Annotated in this window: 24 protein-coding genes and 1 pseudogene; 20 read left to right on the top strand and 5 right to left on the bottom strand. The window is 43.9% G+C overall.

All coding sequences use genetic code 11. From position 1 onward, the window contains the following. The 13 genes and pseudogenes from E0E36_RS28050 to E0E36_RS18405 all read left to right on the top strand — a co-directional run. Positions 1-274: pseudogene (locus tag E0E36_RS28050) on the top strand (hypothetical protein); the annotation flags it as partial. 49 nt (positions 275-323) lie between these two features. Further along, positions 324-578, top strand: a complete 255-nt coding sequence (locus E0E36_RS18355; protein WP_130857248.1) for a hypothetical protein — start codon at positions 324-326, stop codon at positions 576-578. 64 nt (positions 579-642) lie between these two features. Continuing rightward, positions 643-1,017: a hypothetical protein gene (locus E0E36_RS18360; RefSeq protein WP_130857249.1), complete on the top strand. Its 375-nt coding sequence runs from the start codon at positions 643-645 to the stop codon at positions 1,015-1,017. Positions 1,018-1,103: 86 nt separating this feature from the next. Further along, entirely contained in the window at positions 1,104-1,475 is a 372-nt protein-coding gene (locus E0E36_RS18365) for a hypothetical protein (RefSeq protein WP_130857250.1), read from the top strand. 27 nt (positions 1,476-1,502) lie between these two features. Next, positions 1,503-2,363 (top strand): hypothetical protein, encoded by an 861-nt coding sequence (locus E0E36_RS18370; RefSeq protein WP_130857251.1) that lies wholly within the window; start codon positions 1,503-1,505, stop codon positions 2,361-2,363. Continuing rightward, the gene (locus E0E36_RS18375) at positions 2,356-2,613 is read left to right on the top strand and encodes a hypothetical protein (RefSeq protein ID WP_130857252.1); all 258 of its coding nucleotides are present in this window, start codon (positions 2,356-2,358) and stop codon (positions 2,611-2,613) included. The genes E0E36_RS18370 and E0E36_RS18375 overlap by 8 nt, the downstream gene beginning before the upstream one ends. Beyond that, the gene (locus tag E0E36_RS18380) at positions 2,610-2,843 is read left to right on the top strand and encodes a hypothetical protein (protein WP_130857253.1); all 234 of its coding nucleotides are present in this window, start codon (positions 2,610-2,612) and stop codon (positions 2,841-2,843) included. Before E0E36_RS18375 ends, E0E36_RS18380 begins: the two co-directional genes overlap by 4 nt. 22 nt (positions 2,844-2,865) lie before the next feature. Continuing rightward, positions 2,866-3,399: a hypothetical protein gene (locus E0E36_RS18385; protein WP_130857254.1), complete on the top strand. Its 534-nt coding sequence runs from the start codon at positions 2,866-2,868 to the stop codon at positions 3,397-3,399. A 24-nt stretch (positions 3,400-3,423) separates the two neighbouring features. Next, complete coding sequence (locus E0E36_RS18390; RefSeq protein ID WP_130857255.1) at positions 3,424-3,642, top strand: PRTRC system protein C; 219 nt, start codon at positions 3,424-3,426, stop codon at positions 3,640-3,642. Positions 3,643-3,696: 54 nt separating this feature from the next. Next, entirely contained in the window at positions 3,697-4,797 is a 1,101-nt protein-coding gene (locus E0E36_RS27815) for a hypothetical protein (RefSeq protein WP_165447029.1), read from the top strand. Between the two features lie 19 nt (positions 4,798-4,816). Beyond that, positions 4,817-5,536 (top strand): PRTRC system protein B, encoded by a 720-nt coding sequence (locus E0E36_RS18395; RefSeq protein WP_165447030.1) that lies wholly within the window; start codon positions 4,817-4,819, stop codon positions 5,534-5,536. Continuing rightward, complete coding sequence (locus E0E36_RS18400) at positions 5,533-6,357, top strand: PRTRC system ThiF family protein (RefSeq protein WP_207303785.1); 825 nt, start codon at positions 5,533-5,535, stop codon at positions 6,355-6,357. Before E0E36_RS18395 ends, E0E36_RS18400 begins: the two co-directional genes overlap by 4 nt. A 159-nt stretch (positions 6,358-6,516) precedes the next feature. Beyond that, positions 6,517-7,008 (top strand): hypothetical protein, encoded by a 492-nt coding sequence (locus tag E0E36_RS18405; protein ID WP_130857257.1) that lies wholly within the window; start codon positions 6,517-6,519, stop codon positions 7,006-7,008. Positions 7,009-7,125: 117 nt separating this feature from the next. Here the strand turns inward: E0E36_RS18405 and E0E36_RS18410 are convergent, their stop codons facing one another. The 3 genes from E0E36_RS18410 to E0E36_RS18420 form a co-directional block, all read right to left on the bottom strand. Continuing rightward, positions 7,126-7,971, bottom strand: coding sequence for a hypothetical protein (locus E0E36_RS18410; RefSeq protein WP_130857258.1), 846 nt, complete (start codon positions 7,969-7,971; stop codon positions 7,126-7,128). A gap of 287 nt (positions 7,972-8,258) precedes the next feature. Beyond that, entirely contained in the window at positions 8,259-8,552 is a 294-nt protein-coding gene (locus tag E0E36_RS18415; protein ID WP_130857259.1) for a hypothetical protein, read from the bottom strand. 102 nt (positions 8,553-8,654) lie between these two features. Then, entirely contained in the window at positions 8,655-8,942 is a 288-nt protein-coding gene (locus E0E36_RS18420) for a hypothetical protein (protein ID WP_130857260.1), read from the bottom strand. A 585-nt stretch (positions 8,943-9,527) separates the two neighbouring features. On the opposite strand from E0E36_RS18420, the gene E0E36_RS18425 reads away from it, so the two are divergent. The 7 genes from E0E36_RS18425 (at position 9,528) to E0E36_RS18455 (ending at position 16,073) form a co-directional block, all read left to right on the top strand. After that, positions 9,528-9,986 (top strand): JAB domain-containing protein, encoded by a 459-nt coding sequence (locus E0E36_RS18425; protein WP_130857261.1) that lies wholly within the window; start codon positions 9,528-9,530, stop codon positions 9,984-9,986. 190 nt (positions 9,987-10,176) lie between these two features. Next, complete coding sequence (locus tag E0E36_RS18430; RefSeq protein WP_130857262.1) at positions 10,177-11,061, top strand: CHC2 zinc finger domain-containing protein; 885 nt, start codon at positions 10,177-10,179, stop codon at positions 11,059-11,061. Positions 11,062-11,068: 7 nt separating this feature from the next. Then, entirely contained in the window at positions 11,069-11,821 is a 753-nt protein-coding gene (locus tag E0E36_RS18435; RefSeq protein WP_130857263.1) for a hypothetical protein, read from the top strand. 172 nt (positions 11,822-11,993) lie between these two features. After that, entirely contained in the window at positions 11,994-12,383 is a 390-nt protein-coding gene (locus E0E36_RS18440; RefSeq protein ID WP_130857264.1) for a plasmid mobilization protein, read from the top strand. Further along, a complete protein-coding gene (locus E0E36_RS18445) occupies positions 12,371-13,657 on the top strand; it encodes a relaxase/mobilization nuclease domain-containing protein (RefSeq protein ID WP_130857265.1) in 1,287 nt (428 codons plus the stop codon). Before E0E36_RS18440 ends, E0E36_RS18445 begins: the two co-directional genes overlap by 13 nt. Before the next feature lie 16 nt (positions 13,658-13,673). Continuing rightward, positions 13,674-15,668: a conjugal transfer protein MobC gene (gene mobC, locus E0E36_RS18450; protein ID WP_130857266.1), complete on the top strand. Its 1,995-nt coding sequence runs from the start codon at positions 13,674-13,676 to the stop codon at positions 15,666-15,668. A gap of 27 nt (positions 15,669-15,695) precedes the next feature. Next, positions 15,696-16,073: a hypothetical protein gene (locus tag E0E36_RS18455; protein WP_130857267.1), complete on the top strand. Its 378-nt coding sequence runs from the start codon at positions 15,696-15,698 to the stop codon at positions 16,071-16,073. A 200-nt stretch (positions 16,074-16,273) separates the two neighbouring features. On the opposite strand, the gene lpdA is transcribed toward E0E36_RS18455, so the two are convergent. After that, a complete protein-coding gene (gene lpdA / locus E0E36_RS18460; protein WP_130857268.1) occupies positions 16,274-17,674 on the bottom strand; it encodes a dihydrolipoyl dehydrogenase in 1,401 nt (466 codons plus the stop codon). A gap of 747 nt (positions 17,675-18,421) precedes the next feature. Then, positions 18,422-18,640: a hypothetical protein gene (locus tag E0E36_RS18465; protein ID WP_130857269.1), complete on the bottom strand. Its 219-nt coding sequence runs from the start codon at positions 18,638-18,640 to the stop codon at positions 18,422-18,424. Between the last annotated feature and the right edge of the window lie 45 nt (positions 18,641-18,685).

The following is an 18,685-nucleotide window of genomic DNA, read 5'->3' on the forward strand; positions in this document are numbered from 1 at the left end:
GAATAGACTGCATATATTATGTGGAGAGCCGTATACAGCGAGAGTTGTACGTACGGTTCGGGGGAGAGTTCAGGGAAACCTACCGATAGTAATATCGATAAGGCGTCAGGAGCTTATCCCACGCTATTTCCAGAACGTACGGAATTACAGGGACGGGGAAGCGAAGTTGCAGAGCATCGTATTGGGTGGTACTGCTCAACTCAAGTCACAGAAAGCATTTGAACTATGCTCCGCCTTTGCGGTTGAGGGTGCGGAAATCCTGAACTTCAATTGATTATGAACAGATGGCTGTTTGTACAGGCAGCCGTCTTTAAAATTCCAATATGGATAGCACGGCAAAGTTTAACGGGCACGCTAAAAGCGTGCGGATCAAGACCATTGAGGGGCATTTAACCGTAACGGAAATACGGGCAATAAAAGCGATGCTATCTGAACAGGTTTTGAGAGCTAAGGTGAGCAGAAAGACTTACTCAATTACCGAAAAAAACGGCCTGTATTCGGTATTAATTCAGGAAGCGGACCAAAGTTTGGTATACGGAAAAATAGCGGCTCACCGAGCAACATTTAGCATAAGATGAATAACCACATGGCCACCGCCGTAATCGGTGGTAGGCTTTAATCGAATCATTTAACAGAAATATCATGTCAGAAATGAAAGAAAGAGAAGGATATCGTTCCAAGAATTTTGGACACCTCGGAGTTTACTTTTTGTCGACAGGTCCCGACCCGTCAGGTCCAATGCCGGGGGAGCGGGTGATTATTGTCATTTACAACAGTAAAAATGAAATCGTAAGGAGACTGGAACAGGTGCAGGGGAACTGCGTGGATGAGGGGTGGATAGACTTTTTTGAGAGTGCCAAGTGTAGGCCGTCCGTGTACCAGTACCATATCGTTGACATTGACCAAAATGGTAATCGGGAAATACTCGCATCGCATACAAATCCCGCTGATGCGCGGGCGTGGCTGGACGGGAACTTTCCAAAATGGTCTGAAAAGCACGGAGTACGGGAAGATTAAATGATCATAGGCAACCTTCCGAACGGATGGTTGCCATCCGAAAAAGCAGGGATGGAGTTTGAAATCAAATGAAAAAGGAGCAGGATATGAAAGCATTGGAAGAATTGAACAGTACGGAAAAGGGACGGCTATTGATGCAGCTTTTCCCGTCCCACCTGACAGCACTGGTGGACTATATCGGTACAACCTGTAAGGAACTGCGGGAGCAGGAAGCACAGTTGCGGAAGGAATGGAACAGCCGTAGTATCGTCACGGCAGACTACTGGTTTGACCTTGTGGGACAGGCCGAGAAGCTTATCGATGACCTGCACTTCACATTGGAGCGGAACCCGAAGGTTTTTGCAGACCAGTTTTTCTATAGCCACTTGGCGGTATTTACCATCGACTGTATTTGCAGCTATGCCGAAACGGTCGGAACAGAGAACAGATTCAGGAAGGCCGTGGAACTGCTTTTTTGAGCAGACAACTGACAAAACAGGAAGATCATGAAAAAGATAACACTCACCCTGTACACCTTCGGGGAACTGGAACCGATGGTACAGGAAAAGGTCATAGAAGATAACCGGTATATCAATACGGGGGATAACTTTTGGTGGCAGGATAGCGTGGAGTATTTTGTCCTGCTTTCCAATACGATTGGCGTACAGGCCGAGCCTGACAAAATATGGTTCAGCGGTTTTTATTCGCAGGGCGACGGAACTGCTTTTGAAGCAGCGATTGATATCATGGCATTGGTGGATGGTGTGCGCTCGGAGCGTTGGAAAGAAACGTTCCCTTGTTTGGAATTGCCTTTTGAGGCGCCCGAGATGGACAGACGGGTACTGGACTTATTGCGCAACGGTCGGGTAGATTTCAGGGCGGGAACAAAGGCGACACGCAACTCAAATGCCATTTCACTCCGTAGCATATACAGCTTGTCAAGCGATATGCACAGGGAGCATGTCAACATATCAAAGGAGCTTGAAAAACTCGAAGCTTGGATTGACCATGCGGTGCACGTGCTTAACGGTCACTTCTTTAAGGTACTGACATCAAATTTCGAAACAGAGATACGTGATGAAGCCGTAAAGGATACACTTATTGAACACGGATACCTGTTCACGGCAGATGGCAGAATGGCGGAATTTTTAACAAAACTATCGGAAATGGAAACAATTGAAATTACGGATATGGGCGGGAACCGTATAGCGGTGGACGATCTTGAAGCAAGTATCAAACAGGCAGCGCTTTTCATGGGCTATGCGCACAAGGAGAAGGGGTGGGAAGAAATGGACAGGGAGCGGGCAACCTACTGGAAAGATATACACGAAAAACTAATGAAATTAAAGGAGGAAGGAAATGGTTAAGAGCAGAAAAAGGAAAGGTAAATATCTTTTGAAATGGCACAGCGGGGTTATCACATATGCCAAGCTAATGGGCGTCAATTCGGAAAGGGTAAGGGTGGCGATGGAAGCAGGGGAGATTGTAGCCGACCTTATAGGAGTTGAGCAGGAGAAAATGATAGACTTAAGGAAATATGGAGACTTCGTTTTTTGGCAGGAAGCGCAAGATAAAGAAATGCCGAAAGATGGTAAAAAGGAAGAGAGGACAAAATGAACAATGTTCAGCTATATGGCGCTTTCTGTACCGCGATGGGCGGATTGTTTTGGCTGCTGGTGCAGCGGAGGCGTTTTTATCGTAGGGGATTGGGAGGCTTGCAGCACTTCCGAAACTTTTGGACAGGGCTAATCGTCAGCGTAATGGAATGGGCAGTTGCGGTTGTGTCAATCTTAGCGCTACTGCTCGGGGCGTTCCTGCTTATTCTGGGAGCGCTCTATGGAAATTAATCGGAATTTAAAATTGGAACTGATGGAAACAAATTTTTTCAAGAACCTTGCCGATATAGGCGTGCAGGGAAATATGGTGCTAATGGTCAGGCAATTGGAGAACAGCGAATTACTGGTGCTGCTCCACCTGACGGGCAATAATGTAAAAGATGCAGTGGTGAAAACCATCCAGCCCCTGAAACTCAGTGGAACCGCTGAAGAACTGGACAGTCGTTTCTTTGAGACGGTAACGGCTCCTGTGAAGAAAGTGTCGGGATTCTTGGCGGAGGTGGAGGCACAGGAAAAAAGCCTTGCTGAAGCGAGGAAGAAATGGGATGGGCAGAAAAAGAAGGCTAAGCCTACAGCTCAGGCAGAGGAAACGGAGAAGAACGAAGAAAAGGAAAAGGCTTTTTCCGAAGCAATGCAACGTGTAACAGAACTGGAACGGGCAATGGATTACAGCGCAGCGATAGGTGAACTGCCCGACGCAGCGGAATATCCCGATAAACGGCAGGAGATCGCTACCAAGCGGAAGGAACTGGAACAGAAAGAGAAATTGGGAGCTACACTTTTTTAATGTTAACCTCAAAATCAACAAACTATGTTATTGGTCAATGAATTGGAAAGAAAGTTCCTGTTCTCTGAGAACGGACAGGAAATCAAACTGGCAGACCCTGCCACCGAATTACAGCCCGAGGATGTGCGCGATTTTTATTCCGCTCTTTATCCCATCCTGACGACAGCGAAAATCGAAGGGCCCGTTATTAAAGATGATGAAGTGCAGTATGTTTTTCGCACGAAGATGGGAACAAAGGGATAAGGAAATGAAAACAGTAAATAAACGCAGGATTGTAAACGAACAGACATGCAAGCAATGGGAAACATATCAGCGCGTGGGCGCATTTGTCAGGAACCTTGGCAGGGCAAAGGACGCATCGGAAATACATCGGGACAACAGGAGGAGCGCACCGCTCAGCTTATTGGAAATGCTTTTCTGAAGCACCGCTTTAGTGCAGAACATCTCTGTCCGCATAGGGAACTGATGGCATGGCGTAAAGTGGAGCGGGAGTACTTCCGCTCACTTGCCAACTTATGCGCTTTTTACGGAATTGATGAACCTGATGTAACAGAGATTCCCTATCCGCAGAATATTGTGCATTCCCTTCAGCAGGTCAGCGCTGGACTGAATGCATGCAGCGGGGAGCTGGAATTGTTGCTGCTGCAAAAAGACAACGGACGTACGGTACTGGCAACGGCAAAGTGCTACGCGACTGGCAATAAGATTTTTTACCTCCCCGTTACTACACTGCATCGTCTATGGAAAGGTAGAGAGCGTATCAAAACCGTCAGGCTGGCGATGTCATTGTGTGCCTATATCTATCAGGTGCTGGACATTCCCTTCTATGCGGACGAATCCAGTTACCTATGGGGAACCTATCAAACACTGCAAGAATGGTTTATGCAGGGGGAAGATGAATGGACAGATGAAGAGGCGCACGAGGAACTGATGGGCGAACTGCTGTTTATCCAATCGGCAGGGGAGCAGGTGCTCGCTGAAATAAGCAAAAAACAACACCTTGAACGGCTGGAAATAAGAACGGCTGCCTATATCCCCCATAACGAAAATGAGAGACGGCTCCGTTCGGTCTGCTATCAGGCATGCTCGTTAAAGCGTGATTTTCCCGAACGATCTCTCATGGCCTCTATGTCTGCCGATATGTCGGAAGACCCATCCGAGAATCACCTTTATGCAGAGATGTTTATCGGTTTCTACTGGGGCGGTGAAAGTGACGTGCTGGACGAACACCTCATGAATTACCTGAATGACCACTTTTGCGAATGCAGTTCAGGGGATGAAGCGAGAGCTTTTCAGTTTTTTAACAGAAAACCAAAGAAAGAGTGTCACGACCTTTCCTTTGAAAAACGGGCATTTGAACTTTTGGACAGCGCAGCTTATACGCTTTTCAGAATTTAACGGAAGAAAGGAGAAAATAATGAAAAATATAAGCAGAATACTGGAAGATAGCTACAGACCTGTTAAGGCTTTGGTTATCTTCTCAAAAGGAAGAAAGTGGGAAGAGGAGACGTACGTGGAAAGCTATGATATGGACGAACAGGGTATGCCCATCAATGCGCACCCCTTGTCTGAAAAGGAATGCGCGAAAATGGCCTATGCGCTGAGTACGGACAACAGGGGACGTTCGTGTCTGACAGCAAAAGGGTTGCTTCCAAAAAATATCCTGCACCTTTCGATGACAGGTTCGGAAGGAGGGAGCGTTGTATGGTTTACCCCTGCCCAATGCCGATCGCTCTATTTTCGGAGAGCGGAAATTCCCGATGGAGTGGCCAGCGTACCACCCCTTGTCTGGAAGGCGACAACGGAAACGCTCTACCTGTGGGCGCTTAAAAGTACAGCAAAGCTGACGGAGGACACTGCTCTCTATAAAGCTCCTTTCCTCAATATCTATGCAGGTGGTAATGTATGTATGGGAAACGTAGATATCGTAGCGGGGAAGATGGGAAGCTTGGAGGAGTTTATCACTTTTTGGGAACAGGCATTTTGGAACAGTGCCTTCAGCCATACGATAGACACAAATATCGTAAAAGATGAGGATGCGGAACTGTTTTGGAGGCAGCTGATCGGGACGGAAAAAAAATTTCCAGTGAACAGGCTTGTCCGATTGGGAAGGAATTTAAAATCGATACTGAAATGAAGAAGATAAAAAAATATGCACATTTCTGTGCTCCCTACCTGCTTGACCCGACTAATCCTGTTACGGTCAATCTAATTGGGGCGGGAGGGACAGGAAGCAGCATGCTCACGGCACTGGCAAGGATAGACTTTGCCCTGTGCAGCTTGGGACATGCGGGACTTGACGTGAATGTCATCGACCCCGATACGATAGAGCGGGCAAATGCTGGGCGTCTGCTGTTTACCGAAGAGGAAGTAGGACTGCCAAAGGCGGTGGCCTTTGTGAACAGGGTGAACCGAACCTTCGGTACCTACTGGAAAGCGTTCGACCAACCGTTTTCCGAAGATATTCCGATGGCTAATATTTTCATTTCCTGTGTAGACAGTGTGGATGTGCGTTTTCAGGTTGCGGATCGTTTAAAGCAATTTAGAGAGAAGAGGCAGATGTATCGGGATACCCCTTACTATTGGATGGATTTCGGCAATAATAGAGACTGTGGTCAGGTGCTGCTTTCCACGGTCACTGCTACCAAACAGCCTAAATCAAAAAAGTTTATCCCTGTAGCGCATCTACCCTTTGTGACAGATGAATACGGCAGCGATCTGCTGAGCGCAGAAGCGGGGGATGATACGCCAAGTTGCAGCTTGGCCGAGGCACTGGAAAAGCAGGAGCTTTTTATTAATTCAACCGTCGCCTCTAACGGGGCTGCACTTTTGTGGCAGCTTTTCCGACAAGGCATGCTGACCAATAGGGGGGTCTTCATAAACTTGGAGGACTTCCGCATGCAGTCGATTAAGGTCAGTTCTGCGATAAAGGCCGACGTTGAAAAAATAGCTTCGTAACCAGTCGACCGTCGGAAATCGTTCGGCGGCTGGCATTTTTCCCTTGCCAGGGATAAAATGCCAGCCGTTCAGAAAGCGGCGTGGGCGGAATGCCCACGTTAATCGGTTTTCCGTTGGATGAATTTAAGATGATATTGTTTTACCCAAAAATTTGTTGAAATGAAACTTGAGATTAAAATCGAGAAATATGTCAAACTGCGAATCATCAAATATGCCTGCCGAGAAGATGGGAGTACCGATTACCATGAAGGGAAAGAGTATTTGAAAGAATATGATCTTCCGCGGGAGCTTTATGAGCGTAAACAGTGGGTGATGCGCTGGCGCGCGGCATGGTTCCAGTGCAGGTATCCCCGAAATGAAATCTGTAGGCAGATTAGCTTTTATGATCTTAAGAGCGGGGTGGATCTGGAATTAGAGCCGGTTCTCAACAGACTGGTTTCAGTCAAAAGAATGGTTACCAAATTGCGCAACGCGATAGCCGAATATGAAGCTGAGCGGGCAACGGAACTGATATGGGAAAAGGAATATGATTCCCTTTATCAGAAAGCACTTTCCAAACTAGAACGCTATGTCACGCAGCGGGACAGGCTTCAGCTGGAAGCAGACAATCTCAAAGTCCGTATTGGTTATGCAAAAAGAAAGGCAGGTTAATGTGATGATCTGTGTTATCCTTATCAATAAGAATGTTCCTTTCAAAGTCTAACTGATATTGAATCCCTTCAATTTCAATCACCCTGCTTTCAGGTATTTCAAATTTATATATTTATTTTAAATTTTCCTTCCCTTTCGCCGTTCCCTTTTCTCTGTTTTTGCAGCGATATTTTTCTGCTTTTGCTTCGGGGGAATCTTAATATCGTAGAATTTCCAGGGCACAACCTTTGCCACGTGGTTCATTGATAGATCATAACCTATAAGACCAGAACGAGGGTCTCTGCCATAAGCCAGTCCGGATCCTATAGGGTCGATTGACTCCAGATTAGGTACCTCTAGTATGACTCGGTCTTCCGTTCGGTCTATGCTGCCATCGTAAAGAGGATTTACGGCTTTCCGTTCACTGATGTTGTAAAAAAGATGATAGACCTCCATATCTTCATAATAGAGATCGTAGTGGAAAATATCCAGGCGAATCTCTTCTCCGGTTCCATCTTTAGGCCGGAGGGTGTTTTCTTTGACGTCTATCTCATATATGTGACCGACCAGATCAATGGTAACGGGCTCTCCATTCATTCTTCTATTAAAAACGTCCTGATTAACCATTATCTCAAAGTCTGTTTTAATCGCTATATCCCGAAGTGTACATTTGTATTTCCGGCACATGCCATCAGGGTCCAGAACTCCAATACGCGGTATTTTAACCGGGATAGCAGGATCATTAATATTCGGCCCTTTAGAATCTACATCTCCGAAAATCTCCTGGACGACTTCATCAATGGTTGATGCAGACCGGACAAAATGAAAGTTTTTTGAAACGGCGCTATACTCAAATGAATAATTCGTACCATCATTATGCATATATTCGAAGTAAATCTCATTGTTCGGATTGTACTTTTCGATAAGGGAGTATCTATCTATATCAAATAGAAATGTGGTTCCCTCAATTTCAATTTCTGGCAATTCTTTTTTCATCTCTTACCTCCAATCACTTTTTCATTCCCTGAACCATCGCCTTACTTTTATGATAATGTTTTTCTGCTTTTCCGCCGGCATTCTTAATATTATAACACTTCAGCCAAAAGAAATAAGATACCTTCTATAAGAAAGCATTTTCCAACCCTACGCTATGTCACATTGCGGGACGAGGTTCAGCAAGGAATAGATGCCATAGGTCTGCATTCGCTGAGTAAAAAGAAAAGATAGGCAAGTCTGTCCTATCTTTTTTATCTAATTTAATAAAATCGGTTCTATTCTAGCAACAGTATCCAGTCTTTCGCTTGTTTTGCCTGTTCGTTATACATGATTTTCCATTTACCTGCCGGGATAAGCTGTTCATTAAAGTACCATAAATGAAAACGTTTCCATAGCACGCGTAGATTGTCAACAGCATGGACAACCCTTTCTCTTCGGTATGAGACGGGGGTGTTCGTTTCGGTAAAAAGTACATTGACCATTGACGGATCGATGGAAAACAGGAAGGCATAATATTCAACTCCCTGACTCTGGTTCATAAGCCACACTTCGGCATTAATATCACACATAAGCCGATCAAATTCCTTAGCTAATTTTTTCAAGCGTCTTTCGGAGAAATGTGTTAAGCCGGAGTTATTCATGAACTTGTAGAGATACGTGTATATGCTATTTTATTTTAGTTGTAATTTTTGGAGTCTTTCATCCAGCTCCGTTAGCCCAGCTTTCGAAAGGCAGTCCATCGATAGTTCCTCCAGTTGTTTAATAGCCTCTTGCGATATGGTATCCAATAATCCCTGCGGTTTTTCGCCGCCCTGTAAAGAAATGCCCCGTTGGATCACCTGCGTGAGCAGAAGTACCATGGTCCTGCTGATTCTTAAATCTATCTTTACGTTTTCGTTCATTCCGGGAATGCATAACAACGTTTCATACACACGTCCCAAATCTGTAGTTGTAAGCATATTCATTTATTTTGTAGCCAATAAAAGTCTTGGCACAAATATACTCTAGGGCGAGCGGATTATCTTAATCAGATTTTGAGCAGGATGCTGACTGATATATGAATATCATCGCTGTGTTTTCAGGATTAAAAAATTAATGGATTCGGACCGTGGGGTCCTTGAACAGCTGAAGAAAAATTTCATAACAGAAGACAATTAGTTTGAATCGTTTAAAACTAAATTATTAGCCAGCTCCAACAAAAAAAAGCAGGATCATAGACCTAACCGCAAATAGTAGAGGATTCATTCTCAATTTCTCCACCTAGATCTGAAGCCAATAGCGAATAAGCATTCAATCGGTCAACAGCGGAAATAAGGCGGTATTTATTTAATTAATCTCCGAAAAGTTACATCACCAGTCGGACAGTTCCCCAATCTTAATCCGATGCACTCAAAGAAAAAGTCGCACAAAATGGGTATCCGTCCGTGCAACGGACAGAACCTCCTTTGCTTCGCCATTTTGTTTCCGTTTTCTTCTCTCAGTCCGACTTTGGCTCGTAAGCATTCCGGCGTCAATTAATTTTTTTATTCATTTAAAACACAGTTATGAAAAATCAATTTATCGCCAATGAACTTCGTCTGACTTATTACAAGAACGAATCGCTAAATGTTTCGGATTTTAAAAAATTAAACTGTTCAGATACGCTTAGCAATGCCTTTAGAAAAATTTGGAATAACAACGAAATTGAAATACGTGAAAGCTTCTATGCTATTTACCTTAACACGGCGCTCAAGGCTGTAGGATATTTTAAAATAGCAGATGGCGGAGTAGATTCCGTCGTGGTTGATTTGAGATTGTTGATAACTCCGGCATTGCTTTCAAATGCAAAATTTGTAGCGATAGCACATAATCATCCGTCGGGTTGTTTAACACCAAGTCAAACAGATAAGATCATAACTGAGCAGGTAGTTAAGGCATGCGGAATTATGCAGATGAAACTCATAGACCATATCATCCTTTGTGCCGAAGGCTATTATTCGTTTTCAGATAACGGGGGGGTGTAGCTCCCCAAATTATGTTTATTACTTCAGTTTACATTGGTACCTCGCTATAGTTCTGATAGACTACCACAATCCCGTCAAAGAAAATTGGATAGCGCATCTACATTGCTTGTTTACAATTTAATCAAGGTCGTTCCTTTCAAAAGTACCTCACTAACTTTGTTGCCGTTTAACGAAAAGATGTGGAGGTAATGTGTGGAAGATTCCTGATGAACAGCAAATGGATCTGGAGCCGCTCAGAGAAATAGATCTCGTAAGTTATCTTTCTTCTCTGGGTTATGAGCCCGTCAGAGTACGAAGACAGGACTATTGGTACCTTTCTCCACTGAGGACAGAGCGCACAGCTTCTTTCCGGGTTGATCGGATCAGGAATCGTTGGAAAGATTGGGGAGATGGTCAGAGTGGTGGTTTTATCGACTTCGCCATGAAATTTCATGGATGGACCTTTCCTGAGTTTCTGAAGAATTTTTCGGAACAGTATCATCGACCGGTAGCCGCTCACCGATTGCCAAAAGGTGAAATTAACGATACTTCTCCGTTAGTAGAGATAATTAGCGTACACCCTCTTACGTCCATCGCGCTCCTGCGCTATCTGGACCATCGGTGCATTCCGCGGAAACTGGCCTTTCGTTTTTGCAGGGAAGTTAAGTACCGAATGAACGGCAGTAGTTACTATGCCATAGGTTTTAAAAATGATCGGGGAGGCTACGAACTCCGCAACCCGTATTTTAAAAGTTCAACTACACCCAAAACGGTTACCACCTTCGATAACGGCTCTGATACGCTTTTTGTAGTGGAAGGTTTTTTTGATTTCCTTTCATTGCTGACCGTCCTTGAAAATGAAAAGATCGATAACGTGAATTTCCTGGTTCTCAATTCCCTTTCTTTTTTCGAGGGAGCAAGAGGATATATGGAAAAGCATAGACATGTCAATCTGTTCCTGGATTGGGACAAAAGCGGTCGGAGTGTTACCGAATACGCCTGCTCACTCGCGGGTTGTTACGGCGACAGCAGTGATCTGTATGCCGGATTTAAGGATTTCAACAAATGGCTGATAGAGAACAGCAAGATTAAATAAAAAGTATATGGAAAAAGCAATGAAGACTTCGGAAGAGGCAGGAATTATTGAAAGGGCACTGGAAGAGCGGGGATATAGCGCATTTTTTGGCGAAGGGTTGAAAGAGCAGATCGCTTCCTTCGTAAATGATCCAAAGAAACCCAATGTGATGGAGCTGGATAAACTAATGGAAGGTGACAGGCTTTTGTTTTCGTTATTGATCAGATCCTTTGACCAGGCCAATCCCGTTCCTGCATTTCTGGTTTCAAGAGGTCTGCCCGACGGAAAAAAAGCAGAGCTGTTCATCCATTCGGTCATGTCGTTTGCCAAAGCGGCCAATCTTGTTCATGGAAGGGCAGTGCAATTGAACTCCAACAGAATCGGTGAATTTGATCCTATATGGGTAAGAGCAAGGTTCAATGTCGATGGAAGCGGTTCGGGTGAAGTGGTAAGGGTGAACGCCTATCAAATGGAGGGAAAAAGGGAACTGAAGAACCTTTTCAAACTTCTGGAACTGGAGAATGAACCGAATATCTTTACCAAGGAGCTCTGGGTAATGAAACTGGCCGGTGGAGATATGCCCTTATTAAATACCCGTTTTGGTAAGTTTTATATATCCGCAGAACCGGAAATCAATTCTCTTTCTCTATGGGATAAAGACAAGAACCTTTTAATCCCCGATATCAAGGATGAGAAAGAAAGGAAGAAAACCTTCAATACAGATATCCAGTCTGAAGAGGAACTGAAACAACCGAAGGTAAAGAGAACCGCAAAATTATAATACATCAGTGTTTATAGAATAAAAATCCCGTTGGGATCACGGCAATTGCCTGGTCTCCGCAATTGGCAAGATGTACCGTTGTTAAACACAACGGAAATGCCCTAGATCCTCCAAAGTCGGAACGGGAATAAAGAATCTGTCAGAACGGGAATTAGTAAATGGGAGATAAGCGATGGAAGGGAAAGAAAATATCAGAAGCAGGATCGTCGGTCTGCGATTAACAATCAAAGAATACGATCGGATCAAGGCGCTATCAAAGGAAAGTACTACCCCTCAATTGAGTGAGTATATCCGCAGGGTTATACTTGAAAAACCGGTTACATTTTTCACGCGAGACCGGTCCATGGATGAACTGATGCAGGAGCTGATGCTGCTGCGAAAAGAGCTCAACAGTATAGGCATTAACTTCAACCAAGCGGTGAAAAAACTCAATGCGCTGGATCGAACAGGCGAGCTGAAATCGTGGGCGACGTCCTATGAAATGGACCGGAGACAGCTATTGAGACAGATAGAAAATATTGCGGCGGTGGTGGCTAAAATGGGCGGGAAATGGTTGCAGTGATCCACGCAAGTAGGAGCTTCAGAACGGTGCTGAACTACAATGAGAATAAGGTCAGGGAAGGTATGGCCGATTGCATTTCCGCAGGCAGTTATCCTAAAAACGTAGTCGATCTGGCTTTTAATGAGAAACTTAATCGCCTACGGGATCAGGCGGCACTCAGACCGTCGGTGAAAGTAAACTGCGTCCATATTTCGCTGAATTTCCACCCTTCCGAATCGCTTTCAGGGGCGCAACTGGAAGTTCTTGCCGAGGATTACCTCGACCGTTTGGGATTCTGCGGTCAACCCTACCTGTTGTACAGACACTATGATGCTGCGCATCCACATGTCCATTTAGTAACAACAAATATCCGGAATGACGGAAGCGCCATCAAGCTCCACAATATCGGTAAGTCCAGATCGGAGGAAGCCAGAAAAGCAATTGAAGAAAAGTACCATCTGGTACGGGCAACGGACAGTGAAGCAACAGAAAACACTGTAAAAAGTGCTTATTCGCAGCGCATAGAATACGGGAAATCCGAAACTCGGAGAGCTATCGCGGGTGTCCTGGCGGGTGTGCTTACGACCTATTGCTATGGTTCCGTTGCAGAGCTCAACGCATTGCTCGGTCTTTATAATGTGGAGGCATCCAGGGGAAAGGAAGAATCCAGAATCTACAAAAACAGGGGACTGATCTACCGCATACTCGATAGCCAGAGCAGAGCGATAGGTGTACCGATCAAAGCCAGTTTACTTCCTGGGAAACCCACGCTGAACTTTCTTGAAGAACGCTTTGTCATGAACCGGATTGTACGGAGACAGCACCGTTCAAGGTTAAGGAATGCCATTGATATGGCCTTTTTAAAGGGACAGGTAAGTACGGTAAATGACATCGTCGGATTGCTGAAAACGCAGGGCATCGACACGGTAATCAGACGGAATAATAATGGTGAACTATACGGGATTACCTATGTAGACCATACCACCAAATGTGTATTCAACGGAAGTGAACTGGGCAAGAATTACAGTTCAAATGCGATCAAAAAAAGGAGCGGTGAAAGGGATCTTCCGGTGTCACCATTAGGACAATCCGGACAGAAAGAGTGGGTTAAAAGGCAAGAAAAAGACATAGATCCGAGGCTCGTTCCAGTCGAGCAATCGATAGAGACAAATATAACAGGGGATTTTATGGAAACCCTTATCGGTCCAGAGTATGCAAACGAGCTATTGCCATGGGAATTGCGCAATAGATTGAAGAGAAAGAGGAAGAAAAAGCGGTCACAGGACGAACGCTAGGAGGGGGAGAAACACAATGCAGACGGGAGAGAATGAGCAGGCATTAAGGAAGATCCTGGATATGACCAGGCTGATCAGTATGAGCATACTGGCCCTGCATTTTTATTACTATTGTTATGGTGCCTTCAGGGGATGGCAGCTCCATCTGGAGATAACCGACCGCTTGCTCGGTAATATTGCCCTTACCGGCCTATTCGGTTTTTTTCATAAGTCGAAACTTTTTGCGCTGTTTTTTCTGGTGATCTCCCTGCTCGGGGCAAAGGGGAAAAAGGATGAAAAGCTGGATTACCGGGCGGCCTTTGCCTATATCATTACGGGCCTGCTGCTCTATTTTATAAGCTATCTGTGTCTCCTGTTGGATCTTGGTATCGGTTACATCGCGATCGCTTATATGTCAGTAACCTTTACCGGATACCTGCTGATCTTAACAGGAGGAACACTTTTAACACGTATTATAAAGGCCAACCTTGCTGACGACATTTTCAATGCCGAAAACGAAACATTTCCACAGGAAGAGGGGCTCATGACCAATGAATTTTCCATCAACCTAAGAGCTAAATATCGGTTGAAAGGAAAGATACGCGAATCGTGGCTGAATTTTATTGCGGTTTTTCGCGCATGCCTCGTGCTGGGCAGCCCGGGTGCAGGAAAATCGGCGTTTGTGATCCGCCATTTTATCAGCCAGGCCCTCAACCGTCCGAAGAACTATGAGCCGTATACGATGTTTGTATACGACTTTAAATTTCCCGATCTATCGATCATTGCCTATAACCACTGGCTGAAAAACAGGCATCGGTACCGCGCCAAATCGGATTGCTTTTTTGTTAATTTCGATGATCTGAGCAGATCGCACAGAGGCAATCCGCTCGATCCACAGGCAATGGATGATATCACCGATGCATCGGAATCCGCCCGAACTATCCTGCTCGGGCTTAGTCCCGAGTGGAAAAAAAAGCAGGGCGATTTTTTCGTGGAGTCTCCAATAAATTTCGTAACGGCGCTGATCTGGTTTCTAAGGAAATATATGGATGGAATTTACTGCACTTTGCCCCATGTAATCGAACTGATGCAGCTCGAATACGACGAACTCTTTACGGTTCTACGTCTGGAAAAAGAGATCGAGGTGCTGGTCAATCCGTTCATAAACGCCTATATAAATGATGTTATGGAGCAGCTCGAAGGGCAGATTGCCTCAGCAAAGATCGCTATGGCGAGGTTGGTTTCTCCCGCGCTTTACTATGTCCTTTCGGGGAATGATTTCAGTTTGGATATCAATGACCCGGATCATCCCAAACTGATCTGCATGGGCAACAACCCGCAAAAACTTCAGATTTACGGTGCGGTACTTTCGCTATATGTGAACAGGTTATTGAAGATCATTAACAAGAAAAACAAACTGAAATCAATGCTGATCTTTGATGAATTTCCCACCCTGACTGCGGACGTCATACCCACGATCAGCACGGGCAGATCAAATCTGATAAGCTGTATTCTTGGTATCCAGGATGTAAGTCAGCTGCGGAAAGATTATGGAAAGGAACAGGCTGATGTGATCATGAATATCGTAGGAAACATCGTTGCAGGGCAGGTAACAGGGGACACTGCTAAACAGCTTTCCGAGCGGATCGGAAAGATCATGCAGGACCGCCAAAGCCTTTCGATCAACAGTGGCGATACGTCCATCAGCAAGAACAAACAGCTGGAATATGCCGTTCCGGCTTCCCGGATTGCAGCCCTCAGTTCGGGGGAATTCGTGGGAATGCTCTCCGATACACCCCAACAGCGGATGCCACTTAAAGCCTTCCATTGTGAAATCCAGAACGATTTTGATGCCATTGAAAAAGAGGAGAAAGCATACAAGCAGATCCCCATTATTCGTCAGGTAGATAGCGCTATGGTCATGGCTAACTACTACCGGATAAGGCAGGAGGTACGTGACATCGTCTCAACCGAAATGAACCGGATGTTGAACGATCCTGCGCTGAGACATCTTATCGTAAAGAAAAATTAATAGGAACAAACAATACAGAACTTAACTATGAAGAAGAAGAATTTGATACCCGGAGAAGAAATTGTAAGATTGATTTTGGCGTTGCAAACGTGGGATGAGGAAGCTGTGATGGAAGATCTCGATTATGCAGGAGTGGCTACAAAAAGCTATGTCCGAACGGAGGTCAGGATCGAAGAGCTGCGAAGGCAGGACATCCATCTACATACGTTTATAGACGACCGATATGATATTGGACCATTGTTAACAGAAATACCTCCTATCCTAATAGGAAGGCGCTATACACATGGACCTTACAGCGAAAATTTAGTTGTGGATGGATTTTACCGGGTTGCTGCAGCGTACGCAGCAGGTTTAAAAATGATTGAGGCATATGTTCCTGAAACAGGTACGGTTTATATTACATAGGACCTGTTCGTTAATGAGATCACGTATCCGAATATTATATTAAACAGATGGTTTGGTCATTGATTTTATTACAGTAAGCCGTTTTTGTCGTATATTCTCGTTATCTATAATCTTTATAACACGGATTATAGATAATCACTATTCCTTTTTCATAAATAGTTCGACAAAATCGATTTGAACAATTTTTTACGGTTTGTTGACTATATATGAATAGCAATCTTATGAACATTCAGACAAGCTTCTCGAAGGTTTTCGTAATAAGTGGGGTGCCCATGTGTCGTCCGAAATACGTCTTCCGATGAAGCTCTAAATTCCAACGCTATACTTGCTTCGCCTATCAGGTCGGAGGCCCTCTCTCCGATGATATGAAAACCCAATATTTCATCTGTATCTTCGTCTGTTAGAACTTTCGCAATACCTTCCGTTTTTCCACTTGTGATTGCTCTTCCAGATGCCGAGAAAGGGAAATGTCCAACCCTGTATCTCCTCCCGGCAGCTTTTAATTCTTCTTCAGTCTTGCCAATGCCTGCCACTTCGGGACTTGTATATACAATGGTTGGGATAAAATCATAATTGATGTGCGGTTTCTGTCCTGCGATAATTTCAGCTACGTATATACCTTCTTCTGACGCTTTATGTGCCAACATTGGACCTTTTATTACGTCTCCGATAGCATAAACACTCTTAATATTTGTTTCCAAGTTTCCATCTGTTACAATCTGCCCTTTCGCCGAAAGCTCAATTCCAATTTTTTCAAGACCTAATTGGGCCGTGTAAGGCTTTCTGCCAATAGCGATAAGACAATAATCTCCTCGCAGTGTGATGCTTTTTCCCTCCCCGTCTTCTGCTGTAACAGATACTTCCTTTCCATTGTTGACTGCTTCTGTTACTTTATGGTTCAGTAGAAAATTGAAGCCAAGATTTGTTTTAAGCGATTTCTGAAGTTCGGATCCCATTTTCCTATCCATAGTGGCTATGATACTATTTGTATATTCCAATACGGTAATTTCACTTCCAAGCCTACCATAGACAGAACCAAGTTCCATACCGATTACCCCACCACCAACTACAATCAGATGTTTTGGAATTTCTTTTAACGTGAGCGCTTCAGTTGAACTGATAATTCGCTTCTGATCAATGTCTATATTGGGAAGGGATGCAGGCTTTGAACCGGTAGCAATGATGATGTTTTTTCCGGTAACTGTTTTTTCTCCATTGTCGGATTTAATTAAAATATTATTTTTATCGATGAAGGAAGCAACCCCGGTGAAAACACTTACCTTATTTTTTTTCATCAAATAGCTAACGCCGCCATTTATTTTGGAAACGACACTTGATTTCCGTGCAATCATATTCGACAAATCTACTCTCGGGTTATCAACGGAAATCCCATGGCTCTGCGCGTTTCTTATCTCGTGAAAGCGCTCAGAACTGTCCAACATGGCTTTAGATGGTATACAACCAACATTTAGACAAGTCCCTCCCAACACAGGATATTTTTCGATAATTGCTGTCTTCATTCCTAATTGTCCGCATCGTATTGCTGATACATAGCCGCCTGGGCCTGAACCTATTATAATCACATCAAATTGGTTTTCCATTTTTTTTTCTATTTTATGACTATGGTTTCCAGTATTTCTCCGGCTGTTTGGAAAGGCTTACTGTACATCATAGTAAACTGTTATACATTTAAAAATTGAAACGACAATCATAAATTTTTAGATTGTGTGATATTTTTATTTTTATAGCTGCTGTTTATATATTCGTACCAACAACGAAAATCTACGACACCATCCTTTGAAAGCTATGCCATTCATTAATATCCATCGTAAGTTCCTGATATTCGCTTGAATATCTGTATATATTTTCTTGTGAAATGTCGGTAGCAAAATAAATGTAAATAAGAGCATTTTAACTTTCCTTGTACTGATTTTAAATCTGGTACACATACAGAGGATTTGTATAGTTGGATCCTGATTTAATTTCAAAATAAGCCTAATGCAGGAAACAATTCTCGTTAAACATAATTTTCCCTGATTTTTAAACTGATGGAGAAATCAGTATTGCAAAGAAAAGTGAATACAATATTATAAGGATTATGTTGTAGCCATAGACTTCTCGAAATGTGTATTAAAAAGATTTTTCGCGATTGGTAGGCTGAGAAATATAGCCTGTAACATTTTTCTAAATATACGTATTGGGTTGAGGTCATCCGATTATTTCAAATTTGTACCAACTTCTCTAGAGCTACGCAAAATCTAATCCCAAATAAATAAAAAGATGCTGTCCAAGCATCTGCACAGACAGCATCTTAAAATCTTTCCGGGTTAATGAGCGGCCTATATCAATTATCCTTCCTGTTTGCCCTTATGATGCTCTTTTTCCGGGTGATGTTCAGGGTGTTGATGATGTTCATCCTCCTCGTGTTGTTCCGGCTTATTGGGATCAAAGCCCTCATGATGTTCTTTGTGGGGATGATGTTCCTTTTCCCTGTGGTGTTCGGAATGAGAATGCTTTTCTGTGCCTTTACCGTTTTGAGCCTGTTCTGGCGATGTTTGATTTTCCATAAGTTTTTTATTAATAATACTACTTTCAAAAGATGCCGAATATCC

It is taken from the genome of Olivibacter jilunii, from assembly GCF_900607235.1.
GTDB classification, from domain to species: Bacteria; Bacteroidota; Bacteroidia; order Sphingobacteriales; family Sphingobacteriaceae; genus Olivibacter; species Olivibacter oleidegradans.